Genomic DNA, 25,855 nt, shown 5'->3' with positions numbered 1-25,855 from the left:
ATGCCGAACACGGAAGTTAAGCGCTTCAGCGCCGAAAGTAGTTGGGGGTCTCCCCCTGTGAGGATAGGACGTTGCCAGGCCAACGCGAAAGACGATCAAGCATCCGCTTGGTCGTCTCTTTTTGTATATATATGTCGTATTGAATTCGGATGGGAAGGTGTCTAAATGACTCGAAAACCTAAACATAATCCTTTTACATTTATGGAGACGCTTGAGCAACATGTGCGAGAAGGACGGGTTTCTTTTCATGTACCTGGCCATCACAATGGAACGGTGAGAGATGAAAAGCTTCCGACGGCCTTCCAAAAAATTATGCCATATGACTTAACAGAGCTTGGTCACTTGGATGATTTACACCATGCGGAAGGTATTATTTTAGAAGGTGAAAAGGCATTAGGATCCCTTTACCAGAGTAAAAGCAAATGGTTGGTAAACGGCTCTACTGCAGGGAATTGGAGTCTATTAGCAGCAACCGTAAAACGGGGAGAACGAGTGTATGTACAACGTAATTCCCACAAATCGGTTTGGAACGCCATTGAGTGGCTTGGTTTAGAACCGATTTTACTCACACCGGAATTAGACAGAGGAAGTAGTTTGCCTACTGTCATTTCACTAGAAACAATTCAGGATGCTGTCTTGCAGTATCCAGGAGGAAAAGCGCTTCTCCTAACGTCTCCCACTTATTACGGAGACATGGCGAACATTCAGCAAATCAGTGCTTACTTGCGTCCGTTAAGTATTCCCCTATTAGTAGATGAAGCACACGGCGCTCATTTGATTCATCCTACATTTCCAAAGCGATCAGCTATCTTCGAGGGGGCTAGCGCAGTCGTACAATCAGCCCACAAAACATTGCCCGCTCTCACGATGGGGGCATGGATTCATTATAAAGAAGAAATCGATGAAAAACGTCTCTTTCATGCGCTTTCATCTTTCCAAACATCTAGCCCATCTTACTTGATTATGGCCTCGCTTGATTACGCCCGAGAGTACCTCGAAAACTTGAGTGACCGAGATTGGACTCATATTCAAACGAGTCATTTTTCATTCATCATGGAAATGAGATGTGCTGGGTTTTCAATCAAAGTGGGCGATGACTTCACTAAGATGACTGTGTTAACATACCCTAAAAATGGTCTGATCTTTAGTCAGCATTTAGCGTCAATCGGTATTGACGTGGAACTGGCTGCAGAAGATCACGTGTTATTCTGCTTGCCGTTAAGGGAATTAAAAAGCCAAGAGATTCAACATTGGGTCAAACTGATTAAAAATGCATCGCAGCACGTCCCGCTCATTGTTGAAGATGAGACAATCTATCCTTACCCGATGACTGAACGCGTTTCGTTGTTGCGTTCTATATCGGACGACGCTGATATTGAACGTCTACCGTTTGAGCAAGCGATTGGTTCTGTTGCGGCAGAGACCGTTATTCCGTATCCGCCGGGGATTCCCTGGATTCTAAGAGGAGAAGTCATCACAGACGAGAAAATCCGAGTTTTGAATGAATGGATTTCATTAGGACGGAACCTGCAGGCAAGTAGACATGTTATGATGAAACAAATTGATGTTATCGTAGAGGAGTTTTAAGCGTGAAAGGTATGTTTATTACTGTGGAAGGACCAGATGGTTCTGGGAAAACAACACAGCTACAATTGTTAGTTCAGTCATTGACTGAACAAGGGTATGAAGTGGTCGTCACCCGAGAGCCAGGGGGAACGAAGGTCGGAAACAGTATTCGAGAAGTCTTGCTCTCGCCAGAACATGATGAGATGACGCCTCGAGTCGAAATGATGCTCTATGCCGCATCCCGAGCTCAAAACATTGATCAAGTGATTCGACCGGCTCTCCGCCGTGGAGCAGTTGTCGTATGTGATCGATTTGTGGATGCCTCGATTGCGTATCAAGGCTATGGGCTCCAATATGATTTGTCACAAATTTTGTCGTTAAACGACTGGGCGACTGCTGGGATCAAACCAGATTTGACGTTTCTCTTTGACTTGACCCCGGATCAAGCGAGCCATCGCATGAAAGATAGAGGCCAATTAGATCGAATCGAGAGCCGTGATGAGTCTTTCCATCAACGCGTATACGAAGGATTTCAAATATTATTAGAGCAACATCCAGAACGAATGGTACGTATTGATGCGAACGCCTCGATTGAAACCATTCAGGATGAAGTGTTAGATATTACGTTAGAACGATTAAAAGAAAGAGGAGTGATGCAATGATGAAGATGGTAATCGCGATTGTACATGATAAGGACAGTGCCCGCTTATCAGATGCTTTGATTGAAGAGGACTTCCGTGCAACGAAATTAGCCACAACGGGAGGTTTTTTGAAAGAAGGAAACACCACGTTTATGATTGGTGTACCGAAAGAGCGGTTAGATGACCTACTTGCGTTAATCAAATCAAACTGCTCGAGCAGGGATCAAATGATCACGCCGATTTCACCGATGGGTGGACACGCTGATTCATACATTCCTTATCCTGTAGAAGTCCAAGTTGGCGGAGCGACTGTGTTTGTCTTGCCGATTGAAGGATTTCATCAGTTTTAATGGGGAAGGTCACGAACATGAGTTTTCAGGAGTTATCAAAATCTCAAACGGTTATTGCGAAAGTGATTGAAAACTCGATCGTTGCTCAAAAGGTCGGTCATGCATATATCTTTTCAGGTGACTATGAACCGTACTTGATTGAAACGGCACAGCTGTTTGCGAAATCCCTTTTTTGCGAGTCGCCTGACGGGGTAGAACCCTGCGGTAACTGTCGAAACTGTAGACGAATGGATTCGGGAAACCTTGTCGACTACATGGAAGTCGAACCGGATGGAGCCAGCATTAAGAAAGAACAGGTGCAACAGTTATTGAGTGACTTGTCTTTACGTGGTGCAGAAGGTGACCGTCAAGTGTATGTGATTCACCAAGCCCATAAGATGACGCCACAAGCCGCCAACAGCCTATTGAAGTTCTTTGAAGAGCCAGGTGTAGGGAAACTAGCCATCTTGGTAACAACTCAGCCACAACTTCTCTTACCGACGATTCGTTCGCGAGCTCAGCATTTAGTATTCCGACCGATTGATCGAGAACGGCTTGTGGAAACGTTGGTCGCAGACGTGCAATGTACGAGCGATTTAGCGCGTCTTGCTTTAGAGACATATCCGAAATTCGAAGACGCGCGTGAGGCGCTTCACAACGACTGGTTTGTACAGGCGTATGGGCTAGTGGTACAATTAGTTGAAGTATTGACAAAACGCCCGCAAGAATTGCTTTTATTCGCCCAAGAAAAATGGCTCGGTCATTTTAAAGGGCGGAATGAATTGCGAGTCGGTCTCGAGCTGTTCGGAAATTGGTTGGAGCAAGCGCTCCACTTCAAAGTGCGAACAGACTATGTCCCGGAGTTGTTTACGAGAGAACAAGCGCTATATACCGCGTTTGTAAAAGATCGTCCGGTTCATAAAATCGTCCATGCTATTGAATCTGTCCATGAGGCGATTCGACGACTAGAGGCAAACGTCAATCCTCAATTAACGTTCGAACGGTTAACGTTCGATTTGCAGAAAGGATAGGAGAGCGTGCTTGAAGTAGTCGGAGTCCGTTTTAAAGAAGCGGGAAAAATCTATTACTTTTCACCAGGCGAAGCAACGCTTGAACGTGGGGACCATGTCATCGTAGAGACGGTACGAGGCATCGAGTACGGTGAAATCGTCCAAGTTGGTAAACAACTAGGTGAAGACGAAGTGGTTTTACCGCTAAAGACAATCCTTCGTGTCGCTGATTCAAAAGATGCCGAAATCGTACAAGATAATCGATTGGCCGCTTTTGACGCTCACGCCGTCTGTGAAGAAAAAATTCGTGAACATCGACTTGAGATGAAGTTAGTAGATGTTGAGTATACATTCGATCGTAATAAAGTCATCTTTTATTTCACGGCAGAAGGCCGTGTTGATTTCCGTGAGCTCGTTAAAGATTTAGCGAGTGTGTTTCGGACTCGAATCGAGCTTCGCCAAATCGGAGTTCGAGATGAAGCGAAACTGCTGAGCGGAATTGGACCTTGTGGCCGTGTGTTGTGTTGCTCCTCGTTCTTAGGGGAATTTGAACCGGTATCCATTAAGATGGCCAAGGATCAGAACCTATCCTTGAACCCGAACAAGATCTCCGGTGTATGCGGTCGTCTCATGTGCTGTCTAAAATACGAGAACGATACGTATGAAGAATTAAAGCGGGATTTGCCAGACGTCGGAAAACGAATCAAAATTCCAGAAGGTGACGGACGTGTCATCGGTCTCAACATCTTGGATCAATTGATTCAAGTCGAGTTGAATGATCGGACCCGTGTTGTGACGTATACAATCGACGAACTCGTCGAAGTCGGTGCAGTCAAACGAAAACCGTCGAAACAGTGATGGGGTGCTGAGCAGTGGAAAGAATGGATAAAAAGGAAGTCATGATGCGGGTCGATGCGATCGAGCAACAGATGCAATTGTTGACGGAGCATTTAGGGGTGCTCAAAGAGCAACTCGCCTATTTGCTCGAAGAAAACCAACACATGTATCTCGAGAACCATCATCTGCGCGAAAAAGTAGAACAACTCGCAGAAGTCGAGACACCTAACGGAGATCCTCAAATTGCCTTGTCTGGAAAAGGACAAAATAACTTGGCGGCGTTATACCAAGAAGGGTTTCATATCTGCAATTTGCACTATGGACAAGTCAGGAAAGACGGGGATTGTCTCTTCTGTATGTCAATGCTAAATAAACATTAATAAGGGGCGATAGACGGGTATATACTCGTCCGTCGCCTTTGTACGTTATGTAGGAGGGAAATGGCGTGACTGTAAAACAAGGTGAACGTCTTGATGATTTGTTAGGACGTCCCGGAAAAATCATTCAAAGTGATGATGTATTTTCGTTTTCATTGGATGCGGTGTTGCTGGCTGAATTTGTGTGGGTCCCGATTCAAAAAGGAAGACTCGTTGATTTATGCGCCGGTACGGGGGCTATTCCGCTCTTTTTATCGTATCGGACGAAAGGAACGGTGACAGGACTTGAAATCCAGCCCCGTCTCGTTGATATGGCGAATCGAAGCATTGCCGTTAACGATTTAAGTGACAGACTGCACATCCTTGAAGGCGATGTGAAACATGCGACCAGCGTACTAGGGCATGCTCGTTATGACGTTGTCACGTGCAACCCACCTTATTTTTTAGCAAACGAAACTTCGCTCCGTAATCAAAATGAACATCATACGATTGCACGTCATGAAGTGCTTTGCACGTTAAAAGACTGTATCCGCTCAGCCAGTCAACTCGTCAAACCGGGTGGGAAGGTAGCCTTCGTCCATCGACCGGAGCGATTACTCGATATTCTAACGCTCATGCGGGCGTATCGGATTGAACCGAAACGAATGCAACTCGTTTACCCGAAACAAGGCCGAGACGCAAATACACTTTTAATAGAGGGGTCGAAAGATGGAAAAGCAGGGCTCACAATCTTACCTCCGTTTGTCGTTTATGAGGAAGATGACACGTATACGAGCGACATGCGGGCCATCCTCGATGCGTAAGCACTTTGCCTATATTCTCGAGTGTAGCGATGGCACATACTATACCGGATATACGACGGATGTAGATAAGCGGATGGACGTGCACAACAGCGGTAAAGGTGCGAAATATACGCGAGCGCGTCTCCCGGTGACGTTACGATATGTCAGGTCGTTTGCGACCAAACGTGAAGCCATGCAGTACGAATGGTCCATCAAACAACTCACGCGGGCTCAAAAACAGCAATTGATGGAGGGAACGAGTAATGAACTCACAGAAAAGTTATCAGACTGATGGGCCCACGCTCTATGTTGTGCCGACGCCGATTGGAAATCTAGAAGACATGACGTATCGAGCGGTTCGAATTCTAGGAGAAGTTGATTTGATTGCGGCCGAAGACACACGCCAAACGATGAAGCTCTGTCGCCATTTCGGCATTGAGACGAAACTAGTCAGCTACCATGAACACAATAAGTACGTGAGTGGCCCGCGTTTAATCGAAGACATCGAGGCCGGCAAATCAGTCGCCGTCGTCTCAGACGCGGGCATGCCGGGGATCTCGGACCCGGGGAGCGACCTCGTGCGATTGGCCATTGAAGCGAAGCTCCCTGTCGTCGTGCTTCCTGGAGCGAACGCGGCATTGACGGCTCTTGTCGCCTCTGGTCTTGCGACCGAGCGGTTTTTGTATTACGGATTCTTGCCACGTAAAAAGAAAGAGCGGCTCGATGTGTTATCTTCTTTGCAATATGAACCGGGCACCATCATTTTTTATGAAGCGCCACATCGGTTAAAAGAGATGCTGACCGGGATTCAGGACGCGTTCGGCAATCGGCAACTCGTTCTCGGACGAGAGTTGACGAAAACGTTTGAAGAGTTTTTACGCGGGACGGTAGAAGAAGCGCTTGTTTGGTGTGAAGGTGAGGTACGTGGTGAGTTCGTCGTCATGGTGGCTGGTTCGACGGAAATAGCACCGACACACGATTGGTGGGAGGCGTTATCGCCGCTCGAACACGTCGATCGTTATATCGAAGACGGATTGAAGCCGAACGCCGCTATCAAACAAGTTGCTAAAGAGCGCGGTTTATCACGTGGCGAGGTGTACGACGCCTATCATCAAGTCGACAAAAAAGAGTAAGCAAGGAATTCCTTGCTTACTCTTCGCTGTAGTAGTTTTCGAGCATGTTTTTCAACTCGACGAGAACGCGTTGTGCGCCTTCTGGTGAAAGGATCAATTTACCGTCAGCCAACTTGAAGTTGTCATCCGATACTTCGCCCGTCACTTGGCAAGTCATGTTTGGTTTGTATTTTTTCAACACGATTTGATCGTTGTCGACGTAGATTTCAAGAGCGTCTTTCTCAGCGATCCCGAGTGTGCGGCGCAATTCGATTGGAATGACGACACGACCGAGCTCATCAACTTTCCGAACGATACCTGTAGATTTCATTTTGTGTTTCCTCCTCCAATGGTGTCGAAATCTCTTGGTGACATGAGTCGTCAAAATTCGACAATGTTACTACAGCAAAAAGCATACTAAACTTTCCAATTGCAGTCAACTGCTTACTATTGGAAATCTACATTTTCGAAAATTGGCGATATAAGAACGATATATACCTAAAATTCCCCGAAAGTTAGGATATGAAACAAAGAAAGGGTTTTTTTGGAACATTTTTTATGAGGTAATAACAAAATAATTCCAAACAATTGGTTTGGAAATTCTTTTGTCGAACCGTGTATAATGGAAATTGCAAATGTCGAAAGGATGGAGAACATACAATGGCGAAGCCTACTTTTTATATTACGACTCCGATTTACTATCCGAGTGCCAAACTACACATCGGTCACGCCTATACGACGGTGGCTGGCGATGCAATCGCACGTTATAAGCGTCTGAAAGGATTTGACGTCCGTTATTTGACGGGAACAGACGAGCACGGTCAAAAAATTCAGGAAAAAGCGAAAGAAGCTGGCGTGACGCCGCAAGCGTTTGTCGACGAAGTCGTTAAAGACATCAAAGTGTTATGGGACCGTCTTGAAATCTCATACGATGATTATATTCGTACGACCGATGCCCGCCACAAGGCCGTCGTCGAGCACGTATTCGAGACGCTTCTGAAAAACGATGACATCTATCTCGGTGAATACGAAGGGTGGTATTCGATCCCTGATGAAACGTATTACACGGAGTCACAGCTCGTTGATGGGAAGAGCCCTGACAGCGGTCACCCGGTCGAGCTTGTACGCGAAGAGTGCTATTTCTTCCGTCTCAGCAAGTACGCCAATCGTTTAATCGAGTACTTCGAGTCGCACCCTGACTTCATCTTGCCAGAATCGCGCAAAACCGAGATGATCAACAACTTCTTGAAGCCGGGCCTCCAAGACTTGGCCGTCTCACGGACGACGTTTGACTGGGGTGTCCAAGTGCCATCGAACCCGAAACACGTCGTGTATGTATGGGTCGATGCTCTCACGAATTACATCTCTGCCCTCGGCTATGGGTCGGACAACGACGAGTTGTTCAACCGCTATTGGCCAGCCGACGTGCACTTGGTCGGAAAAGAAATCGTCCGGTTCCATACGATCATTTGGCCGGCGTTGCTCATGGCGCTAGACCTTCCATTACCGAAACAAGTTTTCGCACATGGTTGGTTGCTCATGAAAGACGGCAAAATGTCGAAATCAAAAGGCAACGTCGTCGACCCGATTCCACTGATCGATCGCTACGGACTCGACTCACTCCGCTACTATCTTCTTCGTGAAGTTCCATTCGGAGCGGACGGCACGTTCACACCGGAAGCGTTTGTGGATCGCTTGAATTTTGACCTTGCCAATGACCTCGGTAACCTGCTCAACCGGACCGTGGCCATGATTAAGAAGTATTTCGATGGCGAGATCCCTGCTTATGCGGGCAACGTAACAGCGTTTGATGCCTCGCTTCTTCAAGTTGTCAATGAGACGACAGAGAAGACGGAAGCGGCCATGGAACACATGGAGTTTTCCGTCGCGCTCACAAGCATTTGGCAACTCGTGAGCCGTGCCAATAAATATATCGATGAGACGCAACCGTGGGTCCTTGCGAAGGACGAAGCGAAGCGTGGTGAACTCGCATCCGTGATGACGCATCTGGCCGGCGTACTTCGCCATGTGGCGGTCATGATTCAACCGTTCATGACACGGGCACCAAAAGAAATGTTCCGCCAGCTCGGTCTTGAAGGTAAAGACATGTCATGGGAAGCGCTCGATACGTTTGCGGCCTTCGATGGAGCGGTCGTCACCGACGGGACACCGATTTTCCCACGTCGTGATGTAAAAGAAGAGATCGATGCAATTCAGGAAATGATGCGTCAAGCATCGAAAGCACGTGTCGAGGAAGCCGAAGTGGAGGCGAGCGATGCTGAGGATGAGGACGTCCGTCCAGAAATCACGATTGACGTCTTTGACCAAGTCGAGTTCCGTGTCGGTCAAATCGTCGAGGCCGATAAAATCAAGAAGGCGAAGAAGCTGTTGAAGCTCCAAGTCGACCTTGGGAGCGAGACACGTCAAATCGTCTCAGGCATTGCCGAATGGTATGCGCCAGAAGACTTGGTCGGGAAGAAAGTCATCGTCGTCGCCAATTTGAAGCCGGTCAAACTACGTGGCGAGTTGTCACAAGGGATGATTTTAGCGGCTGATAAAGACGGCAAGCTTGAGCTTGCGACCGTATCTGAGAATATGCCGAACGGGGCCGTCGTCAAATAATCGTTTGGGGGAGACTTCGGTCTCCCTCTTTGTCTATATAAGGAGGAAGCACCATGTTGATTGATACGCATACCCATATCAATGCCGAGCAGTTCAATGAGGATGTCGAGGCGACGATCGAGCGGGCTCGTGCCGCGGGCGTTTCCCCGATGCTCGTCGTCGGATTCGATAACCCGACAATCACGCGGGCAATCGAGCTCGCGGAAACGTATGAGGATATCTATGCCATCGTTGGGTGGCATCCGGTTGATGCCGTCGATTGTACGGATGCTGATTTGAAGAGAATCGAGACGCTAATGGCTCATCCGAAAGTGATGGCGCTCGGGGAAATCGGTCTCGATTACCATTGGGACAAGTCGGAGAAAGATGTCCAACAACGCGTGTTCCGGCAGCAGATCGTTATCGCGAAGCGGACGAACATGCCCATCGTGATTCATAATCGGGAAGCGACAGCCGACGTGCTCGATATTTTAGAGGAAGAACATGCCGAAGAGGTAGGCGGCGTGTTCCATAGTTACAGCATGTCCGTCGAATTGTTGGAGCGCTGTCTGCGCTTGAACTTCTATATCTCTCTCGGAGGACCGGTGACGTTCAAAAACGCTAAAGTCCCGAAGGCGGTGGCGCAACAAGTCCCGCTCGATCGGCTCCTTGTCGAGACGGACTGCCCGTATTTAACGCCGACGCCGTTCCGTGGTAAACGGAACGAACCCGCTTACGTCACGTACGTCGCCGAAGAGATTGCATCGCTTCGTGACATGTCCTATGACGCGCTCGCTGAAGCAACGACCGCTAATGCGAAGCGCCTATTCCGTCTCCCATGATGTTCAGGCGCATCATCTTGAGTATTGGTGTGGTAGCGACGGCAGTGTTCGCCTATATGGCGATGCAGCCTGAACCGATCACCATCGTCGACGACGGCGTGACAACCGTGCATGAAAGCCGCGGCGATTCGGTGCTAGAAGTGCTTGACGAGACCGGTATCGTGATCGACGAGGCGGATATGGTGACTCCCGCCTTAAGTGCCGACGTCCCGACGGATCGAGTGATTCATATCGAACGAGCTCGTACCGTGTCGCTTCAAATCGGTTATGGCCAGGTCGAGACGATCGAGACGCGTGAACGGACCGTCAAAGACGTGTTGCTTCGTTATGGAGTGAGTGTACGCGAAGGGGACGACGTGTACCCGGGCGTACGTGCACCGGTCACATCAGGGATGACGATTCGCTACCAGCCTGTCGTCGCCCTCGATGTCATCGTCGGGGACGAGGCGAAGACCTTGTATACGATGGCTCAAACTGTCGAACAGGCGTTACGGGAGGCGAATGTGACGGTTTCTGACCAAGATACGGTCGTCCCGGCTCTCACGACACCGGTACGGGATGGAATGACCATCAGCGTCAATGTGAGTCGAGACGTCGTACAATATGAGAGTCGTCTCATCCCGTTTGAAATCGTCATGGAAGAGGACGATACGCTCGAATTTGGAGAGACCGAAGTCGTGCAAGTCGGCATCCCGGGACTCGAACGGACGCGGTATGCACTGACAGTGGAAAATGGTACAATTACAAATCGGACCGAAACGAGCGTGGAAACGCTACAAAGCGTACGCCCTCAAATCATTAAACGTGGGACGAAAGTCGTGGCCGAACCGGAGATTGAACCGGCAACGAATCAAGAAACGACCGCCACGACCGAACCGTCGAGTCCGTTTCGAGACGAGGCGGAGATTAAGATTGAAGAGACACCGCGTGCCGAGGATGCGCTGGACTTCACTTCCGCGAAACAACTTCTCGTCGAAGCGACCGCGTATACGAACAATGCAGAAGACACGGTCACATTTGATGACAGGGTTCTGACCCGTAGTGGTTATGATGTGACGGATACGATTTTGTATGAAGGGATGCGAATCATTGCTGTCGACCCCGCTATTATTCCTCTTGGCACACGTGTGTACGTTGAAGGGTTTGGCATGGCGATTGCTTTAGATACAGGCAGTGCGATCAAAGGTCATAAAATTGACTTGATGATGGACACGAAAGAAGAAGCGGTAACGTTTGGGCGTCAGCCGCTCACGATTTGGGTTATCCCGAAGCAAGAAGAGAAAGAAGGAAACGATGATGCGTGAAAAAATACAAGAGGTGATTGTCGTCGAAGGTCGAGATGACACGACGCGGCTTCAAGAAGTATATGACGTCGATACGATTGAAACGAACGGATCTGCCGTCTCGAAACAGACGATCGAACGAATCAAACGCGCCCAAGAAACGCGCGGCGTTATCATTTTGACGGACCCAGACTACCCGGGTGACCGAATCCGGGCCATCGTCGAGGAGCAGGTTAAAGGATGTAAGCATGCCTATTTACCTCGGGCCGAAGCGAAAGATAAACGTGGCAAGATTGGGGTCGAACATGCTTCACCGGCAACGATTCGCCGTGTACTCGAAGCGGTGTATGAACAGCGAGTTGAGACTGACATGCCACTCGTCACCCGCCAGATGGTGCTCGAAGCCGATTTGATTGGCGGAACGGACGCTGCGCGCCGTCGTAAACGGCTCGGCGTGTTACTCCGAATCGGTGAACCGAACGCCAAACAGTTTGTAAAGCGCGTGGAAGCGTTACGGGTCACGATTGAGGAATGGGAACGGGCACTGGCTCAGTTAGAGGAGGAAAATCATTGAAAGACATTGCAACAATCCAACGCACGAAATCAATTCTAGAACGTCACGGCTTCTCTTTCAAAAAGTCGCTTGGGCAGAACTTTTTAATTGATTTAAATATTTTGAATAAAATCGTGGATGCCGCGGAGCTGGGAGAGGCGAGCGGGGTTCTTGAAATCGGTCCCGGCATCGGGTCATTGACGGAACAGTCTGCCAAGCGGGCTAAAAAGGTCGTCGCCCTCGAAATCGACCAACGTCTGCTTCCGATTCTGGAAGATACGATGTCTCCTTATCCACATGTGCATGTCATCCACGGCGATGCCCTCGAGCTCGATATTCAAGACATCGTCGAGCGTGAGTTTTTCAGTCAAGGAATCGAAGACATCTCGGTTGTGGCGAACTTGCCGTATTATGTGACGACGCCGATTATCATGCGCTTACTGGAAAGCCAAATCAAGTTCCGTTCACTCGTCATGATGATTCAAAAAGAAGTTGCCGAGCGCATTGGAGCGAAGCCTGGGACGAAAGCATACGGCTCTCTCTCGATTGCGATCCAATATTACGCGGAGGCGAACGTGAGCTTTATTGTTCCAAAAAGCGTGTTCATGCCGGCCCCGAACGTCGATTCAGCGGTCATCACGTTGAAGATGCGTCCCAAACCGGCGGTCGACGTGAAAGATGAAGCCTTCTTCTTCGAGCTTGCCCGGGCCAGTTTCGCACAACGTCGAAAAACGATCTTAAATAACTTGACGAATCACCTCGGGAAAGACAAAAAAATGGAAATCGAACAGTTTTTAGGTGAAGCCGGAATCGACCCGAAACGGCGAGGCGAAACGCTTTCGCTTGAGGAGTTTGCACGGTTAGCTGACACAATTTTACCACTTAAAAACAGTTGACGACCGGATAACGAATCGATATAATATTAATCTTTATTTTCGTTTTTGAATGTGTTATACTTGTAACAGTGAGGTGAAGCGTATGCCAAAGACGTTGCAAGAAATCAGACAGAAACTCGAATCGCATGTTGGAGAACGATTGACGTTGAAAGCAAACGGCGGTCGTAAGAAAGTCGTTACTCGGTTTGGAACGCTCGTTGAGACGTATCCCGCGGTGTTCGTCGTCAAATTGGATGAAGACCATCATAACGTGGAACGTGTCTCATATAGCTACGCTGATGTCCTAACGGATACAGTTAAAATTGAATTCAGTAATTGAACGATAAATGAGGGGCGGATGCATTGGCAGCTGCTTCTTTTTTTGTGCGCTCGTTTACGGTACAATGGCGAACAGGAGATACATGGGAAGGGTGAACGATATGCGCACGATCAGTGTGAAAGCGCCGGCAAAAATCAACTTGACGCTCGATGTCCTCGGGAAGCGGACAGATGGCTATCATGAAGTGGAAATGGTAATGACGACAGTAGACTTATCGGACCGGTTAGAATTGACTGTGCTCGATACAGATGAGATTCGGATTCAGTCCGAGCATGCCTACGTGCCGAACGACCATCGAAATTTGGCTTATCGTGCGGCTGAGCTGTTACGGAAGCGATTCAATATCAAACAGGGTGTCGAAATTGTATTAGATAAGCAAATCCCAGTGGCGGCAGGGTTAGCTGGCGGCTCGAGCGATGCGGCGGCTACACTTCGGGGTATGAACGAATTGTTCGACCTTGGCCTCTCGTTAGAAGAGTTGGCCGAACTCGGAGCCGCCGTCGGATCGGACGTATCGTTTTGTGTCATGGGAGGAACTGCCATCGCGCGCGGACGCGGCGAACAGCTGGAGACGATTCCGTCACCGCCGCCGTGCTACGTCGTATTGGCGAAGCCGAAAATCGGAGTGTCGACGGCTGACGTCTATCGTGCCGTGCAGATGGAGAAGATTGTGCATCCGAACACCGAGGCGATGGTCACGGCGATTCGGGATCGAAATTTCGCTGGCATCTGCTCACATCTCGGAAACGCCCTCGAGGCGGTCACTCTCGAACTTCATCCGGAAGTTCGCCAAATCAAAGAGACGATGCTGCACTGCGGAGCAGATGGTGTCCTCATGAGCGGCAGCGGTCCAACGGTATTCGCATTGATTGAGCACGAGCAAAAAGCACATCGTGTCTATAATGGACTGAAGGGATTTTGTTCTGAAGTGTTCGTCGTTCGGATTCTCGGCAAAAAACATTGAACAAAGACGAATGAGAATGATATATTCTGTTTAGAACATTCGTCTATTATTGAAGAAGTGAAGGGGAATCCGTATGAAAATTCGTAGAAGTGGTCGTCTAGTCGATATGACCCGTTATTTGCTGGACCATCCACACCAGCTCGTCTCATTATCGATGTTTTCGAGTCGTTATAAAGCAGCCAAATCATCCATCAGTGAAGATTTGGTCATCGTCAGTGAAATGCTTTCGCATGATGGCACGGGAAAACTCGTCACAGTGCCAGGGGCAGCCGGCGGCGTCATGTTCATTCCAGGCTGGAGCAAGGAAAAGTCGCTCTCGATGATTGACGGCCTATGTGAGCAATTGTCGAAACCGGAACGGTTGCTTCCGGGAGGCTATCTCTATTTGACAGATGTCCTCGGGAACCCGCGTCAAGTGAAGCCGATGGGGCAAGTCTTCGCCTCTGTGTTCGCCGATCGTAAAGTTGACGTCGTCATGACGATCGCGACAAAAGGGATTCCGCTCGCGTACGCTGTCGCCGAGCAACTTGGTGTCCCGTTCGTCATCGTTCGTTCTGACAGTCGTGTCACCGAAGGTTCGACGGTCAGCATCAACTACGTATCAGGCTCGTCAAAGGCGATTCGCACGATGGCGCTCGCTCGTCGCAGCTTGCCGCGTGGCGCGAACGTCTTGTTGATTGACGATTTCATGAAAGCGGGCGGTACGATTCGCGGGATGATGAGTCTCTTGAATGAGTTCGAGGCGAACCTCGCGGGTGTCGGTGTCCTCATGGAAGCGGAAGGCGCCGAGAAGAAGATGGTAAGCGAATACGTCAGTTTGATGAAATTGACGAACGTCGATTCGGATGAAGGACTCGTCACCATTTCGCGAGGAAACGTCGAACAGTTCTTAAAGTGATTGGCAAAAATTTGATTTCGTTTTATGATGAAAGGGTATAAGATTCGTACGAAGTCAATCGGTTCGCTTGGAATCATCTCAACCTTTTAGAAGGTACACCACGGTCTAGACAACGATGAAAAGGGGATGCGAAACATGCAGATCACAGACGTAAAAATTCGCAAAGTCGCGACGGAAGGTAGAATGAAGGCACTGGCCTCCATTACACTCGACCATGAATTTGTGGTACACGATCTTCGAATCATTGAAGGGAGTACCGGTCTTTTCGTAGCGATGCCGAGCAAGCGGACGCCAGAAGGGATTTTCCGCGATATCGCTCACCCGATTAATGGAGATATGCGTCAAAAAGTCGAGGCGGCTGTTCTAGAGGCGTACGGCCAAGAGGACGTCGCTATTGCCGAGACGCAAGCACGATACAATGCCATGAATGAGTAATCTTTGACAGCGGATGGGGACCCTTCCGCTGCCTTTTTACGTTTCATTGGTTACGAATGGTTACAACGGTTGAAACCACGTCACGGTTTCGATATAGTAGATACGGTGTAAATAAGATTTGAATGTAGAAGAAAACCGAACAATTGAGTACATTACAGTCGATATGAGATAGGAGCGAATCAAGAATGGATCGTTTTGCAGTCATTTTGGCAGCAGGTAAAGGGACCCGCATGAAGTCGAAGCTATATAAAGTGCTTCATCCGGTCCTCGGAAAACCGATGGTCGAACACGTCGTCGATCAACTCGACAAAATCGGGGTCAGTCGTCAAATCGTCATCGTCGGCCATGGGGCTGAAGCGGTACAAGAGACGTTGGGCTCACGCGTGGAATATGCGGTCCAAGAAGAACAGCTCGGGACAGGTCATGCAGTGCAGATGGCAGAAAGCGAACTCGCAGGCAAACCGGGCGCAACGCTCGTCGTTTGCGGCGACACACCACTGTTGACAGCGGAAACGCTCGAGGCGCTGTTGGCTCATCATGAAGCCCAGCAAGCGAAAGTGACAGTACTGACAGCCATCGCTGACGATGCGACAGGATATGGTCGCGTCATCCGTGGGGAAGACGGAAACGTCACAAAAGTCGTCGAGCATAAAGATGCGTCTGACACTGAACTAGAAATTCGTGAAATCAACACAGGCACGTACGTGTTCGATAACGAGCTCTTGTTTGATGCATTGAAGCAAGTCGGGAACAACAACGCTCAAGGTGAGTACTACTTGCCGGACGTCATCTCGATTGCGAAAGAAGCAGGCGAAGTCGTGGCAGCACACACGGCGCCGACATTCGATGAAACGATCGGCGTCAACGACCGTGTCGCTCTTTCACAAGCTGAAGCGGTCATGCGCAAGCGGACGAACGAACGTCTCATGCGTGAAGGTGTCACATTCATGGATGCAGCTTCGACATACATCTCACCAGATGCCGTCATCGGTTCGGATACGATCATCTATCCAGGGACGGTCATTCTCGGGAAAACGATTATCGGTTCAGAGTGCGTGATTGGTCCAAATTCAGATATCCGCAATAGCGTCATCGAAGACGGTGCGACGGTTCGTCAATCGGTCGTGAGTGACAGCCGTGTCGGAACTGAAGCACAGGTCGGGCCGTTCGCCCACCTTCGTCAACAAGCAGTCCTCGGCGCGAATACGCGCGTCGGTAACTTCGTGGAAATCAAAAAATCAACGTTCGGAGACGGTGCGAAAGCATCACATCTCAGCTATATCGGAGATGCTTCGATCGGGGAACGAGTCAACCTCGGCTGTGGCTCGATCACGGTCAACTATGACGGCAAGAACAAGTTCGAAACGGTCGTCGAAGCCGATGCATTCGTCGGCTGCAATGTGAACTTGATTGCTCCGGTGAAAGTCGGGAAAGGCTCAATTGTAGCAGCCGGTTCGACGATCACGGATGACGTTCCTGAAGAGGCGCTTGCGATTGCACGCGAACGCCAAACAAATATAGAAGGTTACACGAAACGATAAGTTGCTGCCTATTATTATGGAAAACGATGGAGGAGAATCCTAAACATGTCTACTGTATATGAACGTGAAATTCGCCTATTTAGCTTAAACTCAAACCGCCCACTCGCCGAAGAGATTGCCAAGGAAATTGGCATCCCGCTCAGCGATTGCCAAGTGAAGCGGTTTAGCGACGGAGAACTTTACATCAACATCGAGGAGAGCGTGCGAGGCGATGATGTGTACATCATTCAATCGACGAGCTCACCGGTGAACGAAACGCTCATGGAGTTACTCGTCATGATCGATGCGTTGAAACGAGCATCGGTTCGGACGATTAACGTGGTCATGCCATACTACGGTTACGCTCGCCAAGACCGCAAGGCGCGCTCACGTGAGCCGATCACAGCGAAACTTGTCGCTGATTTATTGACGGTTGCAGGTGCCACGCGTTTAATCACGATGGACTTGCATGCTGCTCAAATCCAAGGTTTCTTCAATATCCCAGTAGACCAATTATTAGGTGTTCCACTCATCTCGACGTATTTTGAGACAGATGAATTTAAAGCGAAAGACATTGTCGTCGTTTCACCGGACCACGGTGGCGTCACGCGTGCCCGTAAGCTTGCCGAACGCTTGAAGGCTCCAATCGCCATCATCGACAAGCGTCGTCCTGAAGCGAACGTGGCTGAAGTCATGAACATCGTCGGCAGCGTTGAAGGCAAGACGGCCATCTTGATTGATGACATCATCGATACGGCTGGAACAATCACGCTTGCGGCCGATGCCATCGTCCAAGCTGGTGCAAAAGAAGTGTACGCCTCGTGTACACACCCAGTCTTATCTGGACCGGCGATGGAACGGATCGACAACTCGTCAATCAAAGAACTCGTCGTTTTGAACACGATCGATTTAGAAGGTCGCGAATGTTCGAGCAAAATCAAGCAGATGTCGGTTGCCCGTTTGCTTGGGGAAGCGATCATGCGTGTCCACGAGCACAAATCGGTGAGCACGCTGTTCGATTAAAAAACGAGGCCCGAAGGCGTTCGCCTTTGGGCTTTTTTGTTCAGGAGGAATAAGATGAAATGTATCGTCGGCCTCGGGAATCCAGGCAAAAAGTATGAGATGACCCGTCACAACGTCGGTTTTTTAGCGATTGATCGCTTAGCTGACAAACATGGGATTCAACTTGATGAAGCCAAGTTTAAAGCATTGATCGGAACGGGAAGAATCAATGGAGAACGTGTCGTCCTCGTCAAACCGCTCACCTACATGAATCTATCAGGGGAGTCGGTACGTCCGATTTTAGATTATTATAAGATTGAGATTGATGACTTGCTCGTCATTTATGACGACTTGGACATGGTGCCAGGGAAACTGCGATTCCGTCCGAAAGGCAGTGCCGGTGGACATAACGGCATCAAGTCGCTGATTCAACACCTGGGAACCCAAGATTTCAAACGTCTGAAACTCGGCATCGGTCGTCCGCCGCATCCGATTAAAGTCGTCGATTGGGTGCTCATGAACTACCGGAAAGAAGATATGCCAGAATTGAATGATACGCTCGATCAAGCGGTGTCCGCCGCGACTGATTTTGTGGACACGGAATGGATCGCGCTCATGAATCGATATAACTAAAGGGTCAACGTACCCTTTTTTGTCGTATGAGGTGGAGGAAATCAAAATGAATGCTTTAGAGAAATTCATGTTGGCATTGCCTGAGACGAATGTGATTCGGGAGCGGTTGCCAAAAGTTGATCGTCAACTCGTCACCGGATTGACGACGAGTGCCAAAGCGCTCGTGTTGGCAGGTTTGGCGAAAAATTCGCCCCGACGTCTCGTGGTCGTCACACATAACATGTACCAAGCCCAAAAAATGTACGATCAGCTCGAGTCGCTCGTCGGCCCGAGTCAAACATTGCTTTATCCGATCGATGAGACGCTCGCTGGAGAACTGTCACTCACATCGAGCCCAGAACTTCTTGCCGCACGGATTGAAGCTCGAACACGTCTCCTTGACGAAACGGGAGGCGTCCTTGTCGTGCCACTCGGTGGGTTACGTCGCTTTATGCCGAGCCCGACGGACTGGCGGACAAGCCATCGAGTCATCAAACCAGGTCAAGAGCTTGATTTGAAGCCGTTTGCCGAGACGCTGATCACGCTCGGATATGAACGAACGGCTACCGTCACCGCACCGGGTGAATTCTCCGTCCGCGGTAGCATTTTAGATGTCTATCCGCTCACGGAGGCGCGTCCGTATCGCATCGATTTGTTCGACACCGAGGTCGATTCGATTTTTACGTTTGATGCTGAGACACAACGCTCACTAGGGGTCGTCGCCGAAGCGGTCATTCCCCCGGCGACCGAGTTTATCGCTTCGACAGAACAATTGAAAAAAGCTGGACAGGCACTCGAACGTCAATATGATCGGACGCTCTCGTTGATTGAGACGGAGACGATTCGTCAAGCACTCGAGGACGGGATTGCCCGGGACATCGAACAGTTCGGCCGAGGTGAGGCGCCCGAAAAAGTTGGAAAGTACACGCCGCTGCTATATAGCTCGACACTCCTCGACTATGTCGGACCGGATGCTGTTTTGATTTTAGATGAAGTGGCCCGGATTGAAGACGCCGCCGACGTGCAAGATCGCGAGGAAGCCGAATGGTTCTCGTCGCTCATCGAACGCGGGGAATCCGTCAGCAACTATACGCTTGCCGTCCCGATGCATAAAGTGTTTCGTGATTTGAAGCAAGTGGCGTTCTCGCTCCTCCCGTCGAGACGGTCGGGGATTCCGGAAACGAACACGGTCCACCTCAGTTGCCGTCCGCTCCCGGCGTTTCACGGGCAGATGCACTTGCTGAAGCAAGAAGTCGAACGTTGGCAACAAGGTGACCATCGTCTCGTCTTCTTAGCAGGGGATCAAACGCGGGCCGACAAGGTGGTAGCATTACTTGAAGACTATGGCATCTCGTCAACGTTCACAAATGTGGACGGCGAGTTGTTGCCGCGTCATGTCCACGTCATGATTGGACAAATCGAGGGTGGATTCGAGCTCTCGACGAGTCGCCTCGTCGTCGTCTCCGAAGAAGAGCTGTTCAAACGCGTCACGAAGCGAAAACGTCAGACGAAGAATTTGACGAACGCCGAACGGATTAAAAGTTATCAAGAGTTGAAGCCGAACGACCACGTCGTCCACATCCATCACGGGATCGGGAAGTACCTAGGCATCAAAACGATTGAAGTCGGCGGCATTCATCAAGACTACTTACATCTCGTCTATGCCGGTGACGATGCGCTCTACGTCCCGGTCGACCAAATCGATCTCGTCCAAAAGTACGTCGGGGCGGAAGGCAAAGAGCCTAAGATATATAAACTCGGTGGGACCGAGTGGAAGAAGGTCAAATCGAAAGTCGCCAAATCGGTCGAAGATATCGCCGACGAGCTGATTAAGTTGTATGCGGCGCGGGAAGCGTCCGTCGGTTATGCGTTCCCGACCGATGACGAGGAGATGAGTCAGTTTGAAAGCTCGTTCCCGTACGCAGAGACAGAAGACCAGGTCCGTTCCATCGCCGAGATCAAAGCCGATATGGAACGATCACGGCCGATGGACCGTCTCCTTTGTGGCGATGTCGGTTACGGAAAGACGGAAGTGGCGATTCGAGCCGCGTTCAAAGCTGTGCTCGCTGGGAAGCAAGTCGCGTTCCTCGTGCCGACGACCGTACTCGCACAACAGCACTACGAGACGATGCTCGAACGGTTCAGTGAGTTTCCAATCAATGTCTCGGTCATGAGCCGTTTCCGCTCAAAAAGCGAGATGGCGGCAACAAAGAAAGGTCTAAAGGAAGGGACGATTGACGTCGTCGTCGGGACGCACCGCGTCTTGTCGAAAGATGTGACGTTCGCCGACCTCGGACTCGTCATCATCGATGAAGAGCAACGTTTCGGGGTTAAGCATAAAGAACGGCTCAAACAGTTGAAGACAAATATCGACGTCTTGACGCTGACGGCGACACCGATCCCGCGGACGCTCCACATGTCGATGATTGGGATTCGGGACTTGTCAGTGCTTGAGACACCGCCGGAGAACCGCTACCCGGTGCAGACGTACGTCATGGAATACGACGGTATCGTCTTGCGTGAGGCACTCGAGCGTGAACTCGCGCGAGGCGGGCAGGCGTTCTTCCTCTATAACCGGGTCGAAGGTATCGAGCGGAAGGCTGAAGAGATTCGCGCTTTGTTACCGGAAGCACGGATCGCGACGGCACACGGTCGGATGACCGAGACTGAACTCGAGAGCCAGCTTATCAGCTTCCTCGAAGGAGAAGCCGACGTGCTCGTCTCGACGACGATCATCGAGACCGGCATCGATATTCCGAACGTGAACACGCTCATCGTCCACGATGCGGACAAGATGGGACTGTCACAGTTGTACCAGTTGCGCGGTCGTGTCGGTCGTTCCAACCGAATCGCCTACGCCTACTTCACGTATCGGAAAGATAAACGCTTAACCGAGGTCGCGGAGAGCCGGCTACAGGCCATCAAGGAGTTCACGGAGCTCGGGAGCGGGTTCAAGATTGCGATGCGCGACTTATCGATTCGCGGTGCCGGCAATCTGCTCGGGGCCCAACAGTCCGGGTTCATCGATTCGGTCGGATTCGACTTATACTCGCAAATGTTGTCCGAAGCTATCGAAGAACGGAAAGACCGGATGCGCGGCCAGGCGAAACAAGTCGTCTTCAAACCGGAGATTGCGTTCCAAGCGGACGCGTATATCCCGGACGAGTATTTGTCAGACAGCGAATTGAAAATCGAGATGTACAAACGCTTCAAATATGTCGATACACCAGAGGCGCTGTTCGCCCTCCAAGACGAGTTGATCGAACGGTTCGGGGAATTCCCGGAGCCTGTCGCCCTCCTCATCCAACTGACGCGTCTGCGCATTTATGGGGAAATGGCGAAAGTGGCCCGCATCAAACAGACGCCGGGTCGCATTGAGATGGTATTGTCGCTCGAATCGACGACAGCGCTCGACGTGCCGTCGTTCATGGAGTGGACGATGCCGCTCGGTCGGAAACTTGGCGTCGGTCAAGACAACGGTGCTCTCAAGTTGTCGCTTAGCGGCAGGATGCCGGTCATCGAACTGTTGAACGATGCCGATACGGTACTCGAGGAGCTTGTGAAGAGGTTGGCCCATGCGGTCGCCAAGTAAATTTGCGACCGGGGTCATCTTATTTGCGCTTGCGGGCTATCTTTCAAAATTCATCAGCTTCGCTTATCGGGTCCCGTACCAAAACATCGCGGGAGACTTTGGCTTATACGCCTATCAGACGGTATACCCGTTTGCTGCGATCGTCGCCTCGCTCGGCATGTACGCGATGCCGGTCGTGATTGCGAAAATTGGTGTCGGGGCCCAAGGGCCAAGACGCAAGCTCGAGGTGTTGTGGGGGAGTTTTTATGTCTTACTCGGCCTCGGCTTCGCCCTTGTCGTCGCGATGTGGATGCTCGCACCGGCGATTGCCCGTCTTCTCGGTGACATGCAGCTCGCACCGACGTTACGCGTGATCAGCCTCAGCTATTTGCTTATGCCCGCGTTGGCGGTGCTCCGCGGTTCGTTCCAATCGGTCGATGACTTAAGGCCGAGCGCCATCTCGCAAGTGCTCGAGAACCTTGTCCGTGTCACAGTTCTGCTCGTCGCTCTGTTGATTGGTGTCCGCTTTGGACAAGACGCCTATACGCTGAGCCGATACGCGTACGCGGCGACGCTCGTCGGAGGTGTGGTTGCGATTATCATCTTATCGTTATGGGCGAAGAAGCTGCGGGTCGTCCCGGTCCAACGTGCGACGTTGCGGTCTGTCCTTCGTATTTTACTGACGACCGGCTTTGCCGTTGGCTTCGCCTCGCTCGGGATTTTATGGATGCAGCTCGTCGACTCATTCACGATTGTCAATCTGATGGGTGGAGACTACGCCGCGAAAGTCGGGAAAGGGGTATTTGACCGAGGTTATCCGCTTGTTCAATTTGCGATTCTTTTCACGACGGCTCTCGGGATGGCGAACGTGCCAAATTTGGTGCGCCATTACCGGGCTGGTCGTGTCGAGGCGACGTCATCCGGACTCAGCTCGATGATCCGTGTGACGACGACAGTCGCCGCAGCGGCGACCATCGGCTTGATGGGTGTCATGCTTCCATTAAACATTGCCTTATTCGAAAATGCCGCTGGGACAATGGCACTCGTTCTGTTGGCGACAAGTACGTTTGCTGCTTCGCTTGCCGTGGCGAGTATGACGTGTCTACAGGCGATTGACCGGGAACGGACGGCCGCTGTCGGTATGATTCTCGCGATCGGTGTCAAACTCGTCAGCAATCTGTGGCTCGTCCCTCCCTATGGCATCGCCGGGGCTGCCCTCGGGACATCCCTTGCCTTTTTAACGATGGCCGCCTTCAATTTCAATCGGCTTGATCAAATCATCCCGCTCGGCATGCTCCGATTTCGACACTATGGGCGTCTCATCAAAACGGTGGCGCCAATGGGGGGTGTCTTGTTGGGTTTGAATGTCATCATAATGAACTGGCTGCCAAATCGTCTCGATGCCCTCATCTGGCTCGTCTTCATGCTCGTGCTCGGGGCCGGCATTTATGTCTGGCGGTTATGGAAAGAACAAATTTTGACGATAGAAGAATGGGAAATGATTCCGTTCGGAGGTCGTCTCATCAATCTGCTAGAAAAAAAGGAGAACTGATATGAGTTACGGAATTACGGTCGTCGGCCTCGGGTCTGGCGAACTTGATCAACTACCGCTCGGTGTCTATCGTCATTTGAAGCAGCAACCGCTCGTTTGGTTGCGCACGAAAGAACATCCGGTTGTCCAAGAGCTGGAGACGGAAGGGGTCCACTTTGAATCGTTCGACTCGATTTACGAGTCGTGCGATACGTTTGAGGAAGTGTATGCCAAAATCGTTGAGACGTTGCTTGAAAAGAGCGAAGAGCTAGCCATCACCTATGCTGTACCAGGTCATCCGTTCGTAGCGGAGCGGACGGTCGAGCTGCTCGTCGAGCAAGGTGCGGACGTCACGTTTCTCGGCGGTCAGAGCTTTTTGGACGCCATGTTCCAAGCCCTGCGCATCGATCCGATTAACGGCTTCCAATTGCTTGATGCGACCGCGCTCGATGTCGAACGGATTCAAGTGACCCAACATGTGTTGATTGGCCAAGTGTATGACGGGTTCGTGGCCGGAGACGTGAAAGTCCAGTTGATGGAACGTTATCCAGATGAGCACATCGTTAAACTCGTGACGGCCGCCGGGACGAAACGCGAGCGGGTCAGTGAAATCCCGCTCTACGAGATGGACCGCGTGGCAGAAGTCGACAACTTGACGACGCTCTATGTGCCGCCGCTCATGGATGAGACGCATTTGGCGCGCGAGTTTTCGACGTTGAAGCATATCATTGCGACGCTCCGCGGACCGGACGGGTGCCCATGGGATCGGAAGCAGACGCACGAGTCGCTCCGCAAATATTTGCTTGAAGAAGCATATGAGTTGATTGAAGCGATTGACGCGGAAGACGATGATGCCATTGTCGAAGAGCTCGGTGACGTTTTGCTTCAAGTCATGCTCCACGCCCAAATCGGGGCGGACGAAGGCTATTTTGATATCCGGGACGTCATTGGCGCCGTCAGCGAGAAGATGGTCCGCCGTCACCCCCACGTGTTCGGTGACGTGATAGTAAACGATGCCGATGACGTCGTGACGAATTGGAATGCGATTAAACAAGTGGAAAAAGGGGAAAAAAGAAAATCGCAGCTAGATGGTGTCCTCATGACTCAACCCGGGTTGATGCGGGCCGAGCAGTTGCAGAAAAAAGCTGCACAAGTCGGTTTCGAATGGGACGATGTTCAAGGTGCGTTCGAGAAGTTGGAAGAAGAACTCCGCGAGTGGAGAAGTCAGCCGGAAGATGAACGAGAACTTGGCGATGTCCTGTTCTCAATCGTCAACGTGGCGCGCTATTTCAAGTTGAACGCTGAGCAGGCGCTCGAACGGACCAACCAAAAATTTAAGAGACGATTCGAATACATTGAAGCGAACGGCTCCCTCGACGAGATGACGCTCGACGAGATGGATCGGCTCTGGGATGAAGCGAAGGAGAAGGGATTATGAGATTAGACAAGTTTTTGAAAGTATCCCGTTTGATTAAACGGCGCACATTGGCGAAAGAAGTTGCCGACCAAGGCCGAATTCAGTTGAACGGACAAGTGGCGAAAGCGAGCACGGACGTCAAAGTCGGTGACGAGTTGCAAATTCGCTTCGGAAACAAGCTCGTCACGGTTGTCATCGACTCGATTGCCGAGCATGCTCGAAAAGAGGACGCGAAAGAAATGTACCGCTTGCTCAAAGAAGAAAAGGTGAACAGTGGTACGGAAGCGTAAAAAAAAGGTATACTGAACGTAACAGGACAGGAGGAAGGTGATTCGATGAATGGACGTAACCCGATGGAACGCAAACAGCGGATTCGGGCTCTTGATGAACGAAGAGAACAGCTGGAAAAAGAACAGAACCGGCAACGTATCCATCTTCGACGCCGCCTGGCTGCAGCCTCGCTTCTCTTTTTGTTGATGATTGTCTTCATCGGTCAGAGTTACTTCTCGAAAGTCGGATATGTGTCCGAGCAAGAACGGAAACAAAATGAAGCGCAAGTCGAACTTCGGGAAACGAAGGACGAACAGTCAGAACTAAAAGAGCAGGTCGAGCGTTTACAAGACGAAGAATACATCGCCAATCTAGCGCGCAACGAGTTGTTGTTCTCGAAAGATGGCGAGATTATTTTTTACTTCTCACCAGAGGAATAAGTGGGTTCGTTGACCGTTGACGAATCGACTCGTATAATTGTAGGGAA

27 protein-coding genes and 1 rRNA gene are annotated in these 25,855 nt (G+C 50.5%); 27 read left to right on the top strand and 1 reads right to left on the bottom strand.

Translation table 11 applies throughout. The annotated features are described in order from the left end of the window. The 10 genes from rrf to rsmI form a co-directional block, all read left to right on the top strand. Positions 1-80 (top strand): 5S ribosomal RNA (gene rrf, locus KNP74_RS15135); the annotation flags it as partial. Between the two features lie 85 nt (positions 81-165). Next, positions 166-1,587, top strand: a complete 1,422-nt coding sequence (locus KNP74_RS14480; protein WP_251130208.1) for an aminotransferase class I/II-fold pyridoxal phosphate-dependent enzyme — start codon at positions 166-168, stop codon at positions 1,585-1,587. Positions 1,588-1,589: 2 nt separating this feature from the next. Continuing rightward, on the top strand, positions 1,590-2,228 hold the full coding sequence (gene tmk, locus KNP74_RS14475; protein WP_214764680.1) for a dTMP kinase: 639 nt from the start codon (positions 1,590-1,592) through the stop codon (positions 2,226-2,228). Beyond that, on the top strand, positions 2,228-2,557 hold the full coding sequence (locus tag KNP74_RS14470; protein WP_029594397.1) for a cyclic-di-AMP receptor: 330 nt from the start codon (positions 2,228-2,230) through the stop codon (positions 2,555-2,557). The genes tmk and KNP74_RS14470 overlap by 1 nt, the downstream gene beginning before the upstream one ends. Continuing rightward, entirely contained in the window at positions 2,557-3,567 is a 1,011-nt protein-coding gene (locus KNP74_RS14465; protein ID WP_371816344.1) for a DNA polymerase III subunit delta', read from the top strand. Before KNP74_RS14470 ends, KNP74_RS14465 begins: the two co-directional genes overlap by 1 nt. A gap of 6 nt (positions 3,568-3,573) precedes the next feature. Next, positions 3,574-4,404 carry a PSP1 domain-containing protein gene (locus tag KNP74_RS14460; protein WP_214764679.1) on the top strand — a complete coding sequence of 277 codons (831 nt, stop codon included), beginning with the start codon at positions 3,574-3,576 and terminating at the stop codon, positions 4,402-4,404. A gap of 23 nt (positions 4,405-4,427) precedes the next feature. Then, the gene (gene yabA, locus KNP74_RS14455) at positions 4,428-4,763 is read left to right on the top strand and encodes a DNA replication initiation control protein YabA (protein ID WP_034781768.1); all 336 of its coding nucleotides are present in this window, start codon (positions 4,428-4,430) and stop codon (positions 4,761-4,763) included. Positions 4,764-4,828: 65 nt separating this feature from the next. Beyond that, positions 4,829-5,563 carry a tRNA1(Val) (adenine(37)-N6)-methyltransferase gene (locus KNP74_RS14450; protein ID WP_214764678.1) on the top strand — a complete coding sequence of 245 codons (735 nt, stop codon included), beginning with the start codon at positions 4,829-4,831 and terminating at the stop codon, positions 5,561-5,563. Further along, a complete protein-coding gene (locus KNP74_RS14445) occupies positions 5,556-5,834 on the top strand; it encodes a GIY-YIG nuclease family protein (protein ID WP_034781773.1) in 279 nt (92 codons plus the stop codon). The genes KNP74_RS14450 and KNP74_RS14445 overlap by 8 nt, the downstream gene beginning before the upstream one ends. Continuing rightward, a complete protein-coding gene (rsmI, locus tag KNP74_RS14440; RefSeq protein WP_214764677.1) occupies positions 5,806-6,675 on the top strand; it encodes a 16S rRNA (cytidine(1402)-2'-O)-methyltransferase in 870 nt (289 codons plus the stop codon). Before KNP74_RS14445 ends, rsmI begins: the two co-directional genes overlap by 29 nt. Positions 6,676-6,691: 16 nt before the next feature. Here the strand turns inward: rsmI and KNP74_RS14435 are convergent, their stop codons facing one another. Then, positions 6,692-6,985 (bottom strand): transition state genes transcriptional regulator AbrB, encoded by a 294-nt coding sequence (locus tag KNP74_RS14435; protein ID WP_012727742.1) that lies wholly within the window; start codon positions 6,983-6,985, stop codon positions 6,692-6,694. 329 nt (positions 6,986-7,314) lie between these two features. On the opposite strand from KNP74_RS14435, the gene metG reads away from it, so the two are divergent. From metG to KNP74_RS14350, 17 genes are all read left to right on the top strand, one after another. Then, on the top strand, positions 7,315-9,276 hold the full coding sequence (gene metG, locus KNP74_RS14430; protein WP_214712703.1) for a methionine--tRNA ligase: 1,962 nt from the start codon (positions 7,315-7,317) through the stop codon (positions 9,274-9,276). 53 nt (positions 9,277-9,329) lie between these two features. Then, positions 9,330-10,097: a TatD family hydrolase gene (locus KNP74_RS14425; RefSeq protein WP_214764676.1), complete on the top strand. Its 768-nt coding sequence runs from the start codon at positions 9,330-9,332 to the stop codon at positions 10,095-10,097. Beyond that, positions 10,094-11,401 carry a 3D domain-containing protein gene (locus KNP74_RS14420; RefSeq protein ID WP_214764674.1) on the top strand — a complete coding sequence of 436 codons (1,308 nt, stop codon included), beginning with the start codon at positions 10,094-10,096 and terminating at the stop codon, positions 11,399-11,401. The genes KNP74_RS14425 and KNP74_RS14420 overlap by 4 nt, the downstream gene beginning before the upstream one ends. Next, positions 11,394-11,954 (top strand): ribonuclease M5, encoded by a 561-nt coding sequence (gene rnmV / locus KNP74_RS14415; RefSeq protein WP_214764673.1) that lies wholly within the window; start codon positions 11,394-11,396, stop codon positions 11,952-11,954. The genes KNP74_RS14420 and rnmV overlap by 8 nt, the downstream gene beginning before the upstream one ends. Beyond that, positions 11,951-12,829 (top strand): 16S rRNA (adenine(1518)-N(6)/adenine(1519)-N(6))-dimethyltransferase RsmA, encoded by an 879-nt coding sequence (gene rsmA / locus KNP74_RS14410; RefSeq protein ID WP_214764672.1) that lies wholly within the window; start codon positions 11,951-11,953, stop codon positions 12,827-12,829. The genes rnmV and rsmA overlap by 4 nt, the downstream gene beginning before the upstream one ends. Positions 12,830-12,911: 82 nt before the next feature. Further along, positions 12,912-13,148: a Veg family protein gene (locus KNP74_RS14405; protein WP_021065751.1), complete on the top strand. Its 237-nt coding sequence runs from the start codon at positions 12,912-12,914 to the stop codon at positions 13,146-13,148. Positions 13,149-13,248: 100 nt separating this feature from the next. Then, positions 13,249-14,112 carry a 4-(cytidine 5'-diphospho)-2-C-methyl-D-erythritol kinase gene (gene ispE / locus KNP74_RS14400; protein WP_214764671.1) on the top strand — a complete coding sequence of 288 codons (864 nt, stop codon included), beginning with the start codon at positions 13,249-13,251 and terminating at the stop codon, positions 14,110-14,112. A 73-nt stretch (positions 14,113-14,185) separates the two neighbouring features. Further along, the gene (purR, locus tag KNP74_RS14395) at positions 14,186-15,010 is read left to right on the top strand and encodes a pur operon repressor (RefSeq protein WP_114165389.1); all 825 of its coding nucleotides are present in this window, start codon (positions 14,186-14,188) and stop codon (positions 15,008-15,010) included. A gap of 135 nt (positions 15,011-15,145) precedes the next feature. Further along, entirely contained in the window at positions 15,146-15,445 is a 300-nt protein-coding gene (spoVG, locus tag KNP74_RS14390) for a septation regulator SpoVG (protein WP_034781793.1), read from the top strand. Between the two features lie 185 nt (positions 15,446-15,630). Beyond that, the gene (gene glmU, locus KNP74_RS14385; RefSeq protein WP_214764670.1) at positions 15,631-16,986 is read left to right on the top strand and encodes a bifunctional UDP-N-acetylglucosamine diphosphorylase/glucosamine-1-phosphate N-acetyltransferase GlmU; all 1,356 of its coding nucleotides are present in this window, start codon (positions 15,631-15,633) and stop codon (positions 16,984-16,986) included. A 45-nt stretch (positions 16,987-17,031) separates the two neighbouring features. Beyond that, entirely contained in the window at positions 17,032-17,988 is a 957-nt protein-coding gene (locus KNP74_RS14380; protein ID WP_021065746.1) for a ribose-phosphate diphosphokinase, read from the top strand. A 54-nt stretch (positions 17,989-18,042) separates the two neighbouring features. Beyond that, positions 18,043-18,600, top strand: coding sequence for an aminoacyl-tRNA hydrolase (pth, locus tag KNP74_RS14375; protein WP_034781796.1), 558 nt, complete (start codon positions 18,043-18,045; stop codon positions 18,598-18,600). A gap of 46 nt (positions 18,601-18,646) precedes the next feature. Next, the gene (gene mfd / locus KNP74_RS14370) at positions 18,647-22,171 is read left to right on the top strand and encodes a transcription-repair coupling factor (RefSeq protein WP_214764669.1); all 3,525 of its coding nucleotides are present in this window, start codon (positions 18,647-18,649) and stop codon (positions 22,169-22,171) included. Further along, complete coding sequence (locus tag KNP74_RS14365) at positions 22,155-23,702, top strand: polysaccharide biosynthesis protein (protein ID WP_214764667.1); 1,548 nt, start codon at positions 22,155-22,157, stop codon at positions 23,700-23,702. The genes mfd and KNP74_RS14365 overlap by 17 nt, the downstream gene beginning before the upstream one ends. A gap of 1 nt (position 23,703) precedes the next feature. Continuing rightward, on the top strand, positions 23,704-25,119 hold the full coding sequence (gene yabN / locus KNP74_RS14360; RefSeq protein WP_214764665.1) for a bifunctional methyltransferase/pyrophosphohydrolase YabN: 1,416 nt from the start codon (positions 23,704-23,706) through the stop codon (positions 25,117-25,119). Then, positions 25,116-25,388 (top strand): RNA-binding S4 domain-containing protein, encoded by a 273-nt coding sequence (locus KNP74_RS14355; RefSeq protein WP_021065741.1) that lies wholly within the window; start codon positions 25,116-25,118, stop codon positions 25,386-25,388. The genes yabN and KNP74_RS14355 overlap by 4 nt, the downstream gene beginning before the upstream one ends. Positions 25,389-25,433: 45 nt before the next feature. Then, positions 25,434-25,808 carry an FtsB family cell division protein gene (locus KNP74_RS14350; protein WP_034781803.1) on the top strand — a complete coding sequence of 125 codons (375 nt, stop codon included), beginning with the start codon at positions 25,434-25,436 and terminating at the stop codon, positions 25,806-25,808. Positions 25,809-25,855 lie beyond the last annotated feature (47 nt).

This window comes from Exiguobacterium sp. s141 (assembly GCF_018618085.1).
In the GTDB taxonomy this organism is placed as follows: domain Bacteria; phylum Bacillota; class Bacilli; order Exiguobacteriales; family Exiguobacteriaceae; genus Exiguobacterium; species Exiguobacterium mexicanum_A.
Note: the sequence above shows the minus strand (reverse complement) of the source record. Positions and strands in the feature narration are given on the sequence as shown.

What these genes read in the sequence shown, in the direction of transcription:
- yabN (WP_214764665.1), top strand. Translation starts at nt 23,704, where the DNA reads ATGAGTTACGGAATTACGGTCGTCGGCCTCGGGTCTGGCGAACTTGAT.
- KNP74_RS14350 (WP_034781803.1), top strand. Translation starts at nt 25,434, where the DNA reads ATGAATGGACGTAACCCGATGGAACGCAAACAGCGGATTCGGGCTCTT.
- yabA (WP_034781768.1), top strand. Translation starts at nt 4,428, where the DNA reads ATGGATAAAAAGGAAGTCATGATGCGGGTCGATGCGATCGAGCAACAG.
- KNP74_RS14420 (WP_214764674.1), top strand. Translation starts at nt 10,094, where the DNA reads ATGATGTTCAGGCGCATCATCTTGAGTATTGGTGTGGTAGCGACGGCA.
- rnmV (WP_214764673.1), top strand. Translation starts at nt 11,394, where the DNA reads ATGCGTGAAAAAATACAAGAGGTGATTGTCGTCGAAGGTCGAGATGAC.
- KNP74_RS14380 (WP_021065746.1), top strand. Translation starts at nt 17,032, where the DNA reads ATGTCTACTGTATATGAACGTGAAATTCGCCTATTTAGCTTAAACTCA.
- mfd (WP_214764669.1), top strand. Translation starts at nt 18,647, where the DNA reads ATGAATGCTTTAGAGAAATTCATGTTGGCATTGCCTGAGACGAATGTG.
- KNP74_RS14435 (WP_012727742.1), bottom strand. Translation starts at nt 6,985, where the DNA reads ATGAAATCTACAGGTATCGTTCGGAAAGTTGATGAGCTCGGTCGTGTC.
- KNP74_RS14465 (WP_371816344.1), top strand. Translation starts at nt 2,557, where the DNA reads ATGGGGAAGGTCACGAACATGAGTTTTCAGGAGTTATCAAAATCTCAA.
- spoVG (WP_034781793.1), top strand. Translation starts at nt 15,146, where the DNA reads ATGCAGATCACAGACGTAAAAATTCGCAAAGTCGCGACGGAAGGTAGA.
- pth (WP_034781796.1), top strand. Translation starts at nt 18,043, where the DNA reads ATGAAATGTATCGTCGGCCTCGGGAATCCAGGCAAAAAGTATGAGATG.
- ispE (WP_214764671.1), top strand. Translation starts at nt 13,249, where the DNA reads ATGCGCACGATCAGTGTGAAAGCGCCGGCAAAAATCAACTTGACGCTC.
- KNP74_RS14425 (WP_214764676.1), top strand. Translation starts at nt 9,330, where the DNA reads ATGTTGATTGATACGCATACCCATATCAATGCCGAGCAGTTCAATGAG.
- purR (WP_114165389.1), top strand. Translation starts at nt 14,186, where the DNA reads ATGAAAATTCGTAGAAGTGGTCGTCTAGTCGATATGACCCGTTATTTG.
- KNP74_RS14445 (WP_034781773.1), top strand. Translation starts at nt 5,556, where the DNA reads ATGCGTAAGCACTTTGCCTATATTCTCGAGTGTAGCGATGGCACATAC.
- rsmI (WP_214764677.1), top strand. Translation starts at nt 5,806, where the DNA reads ATGAACTCACAGAAAAGTTATCAGACTGATGGGCCCACGCTCTATGTT.
- KNP74_RS14405 (WP_021065751.1), top strand. Translation starts at nt 12,912, where the DNA reads ATGCCAAAGACGTTGCAAGAAATCAGACAGAAACTCGAATCGCATGTT.
- KNP74_RS14355 (WP_021065741.1), top strand. Translation starts at nt 25,116, where the DNA reads ATGAGATTAGACAAGTTTTTGAAAGTATCCCGTTTGATTAAACGGCGC.
- KNP74_RS14365 (WP_214764667.1), top strand. Translation starts at nt 22,155, where the DNA reads ATGCGGTCGCCAAGTAAATTTGCGACCGGGGTCATCTTATTTGCGCTT.
- glmU (WP_214764670.1), top strand. Translation starts at nt 15,631, where the DNA reads ATGGATCGTTTTGCAGTCATTTTGGCAGCAGGTAAAGGGACCCGCATG.
- KNP74_RS14480 (WP_251130208.1), top strand. Translation starts at nt 166, where the DNA reads ATGACTCGAAAACCTAAACATAATCCTTTTACATTTATGGAGACGCTT.
- metG (WP_214712703.1), top strand. Translation starts at nt 7,315, where the DNA reads ATGGCGAAGCCTACTTTTTATATTACGACTCCGATTTACTATCCGAGT.
- KNP74_RS14470 (WP_029594397.1), top strand. Translation starts at nt 2,228, where the DNA reads ATGAAGATGGTAATCGCGATTGTACATGATAAGGACAGTGCCCGCTTA.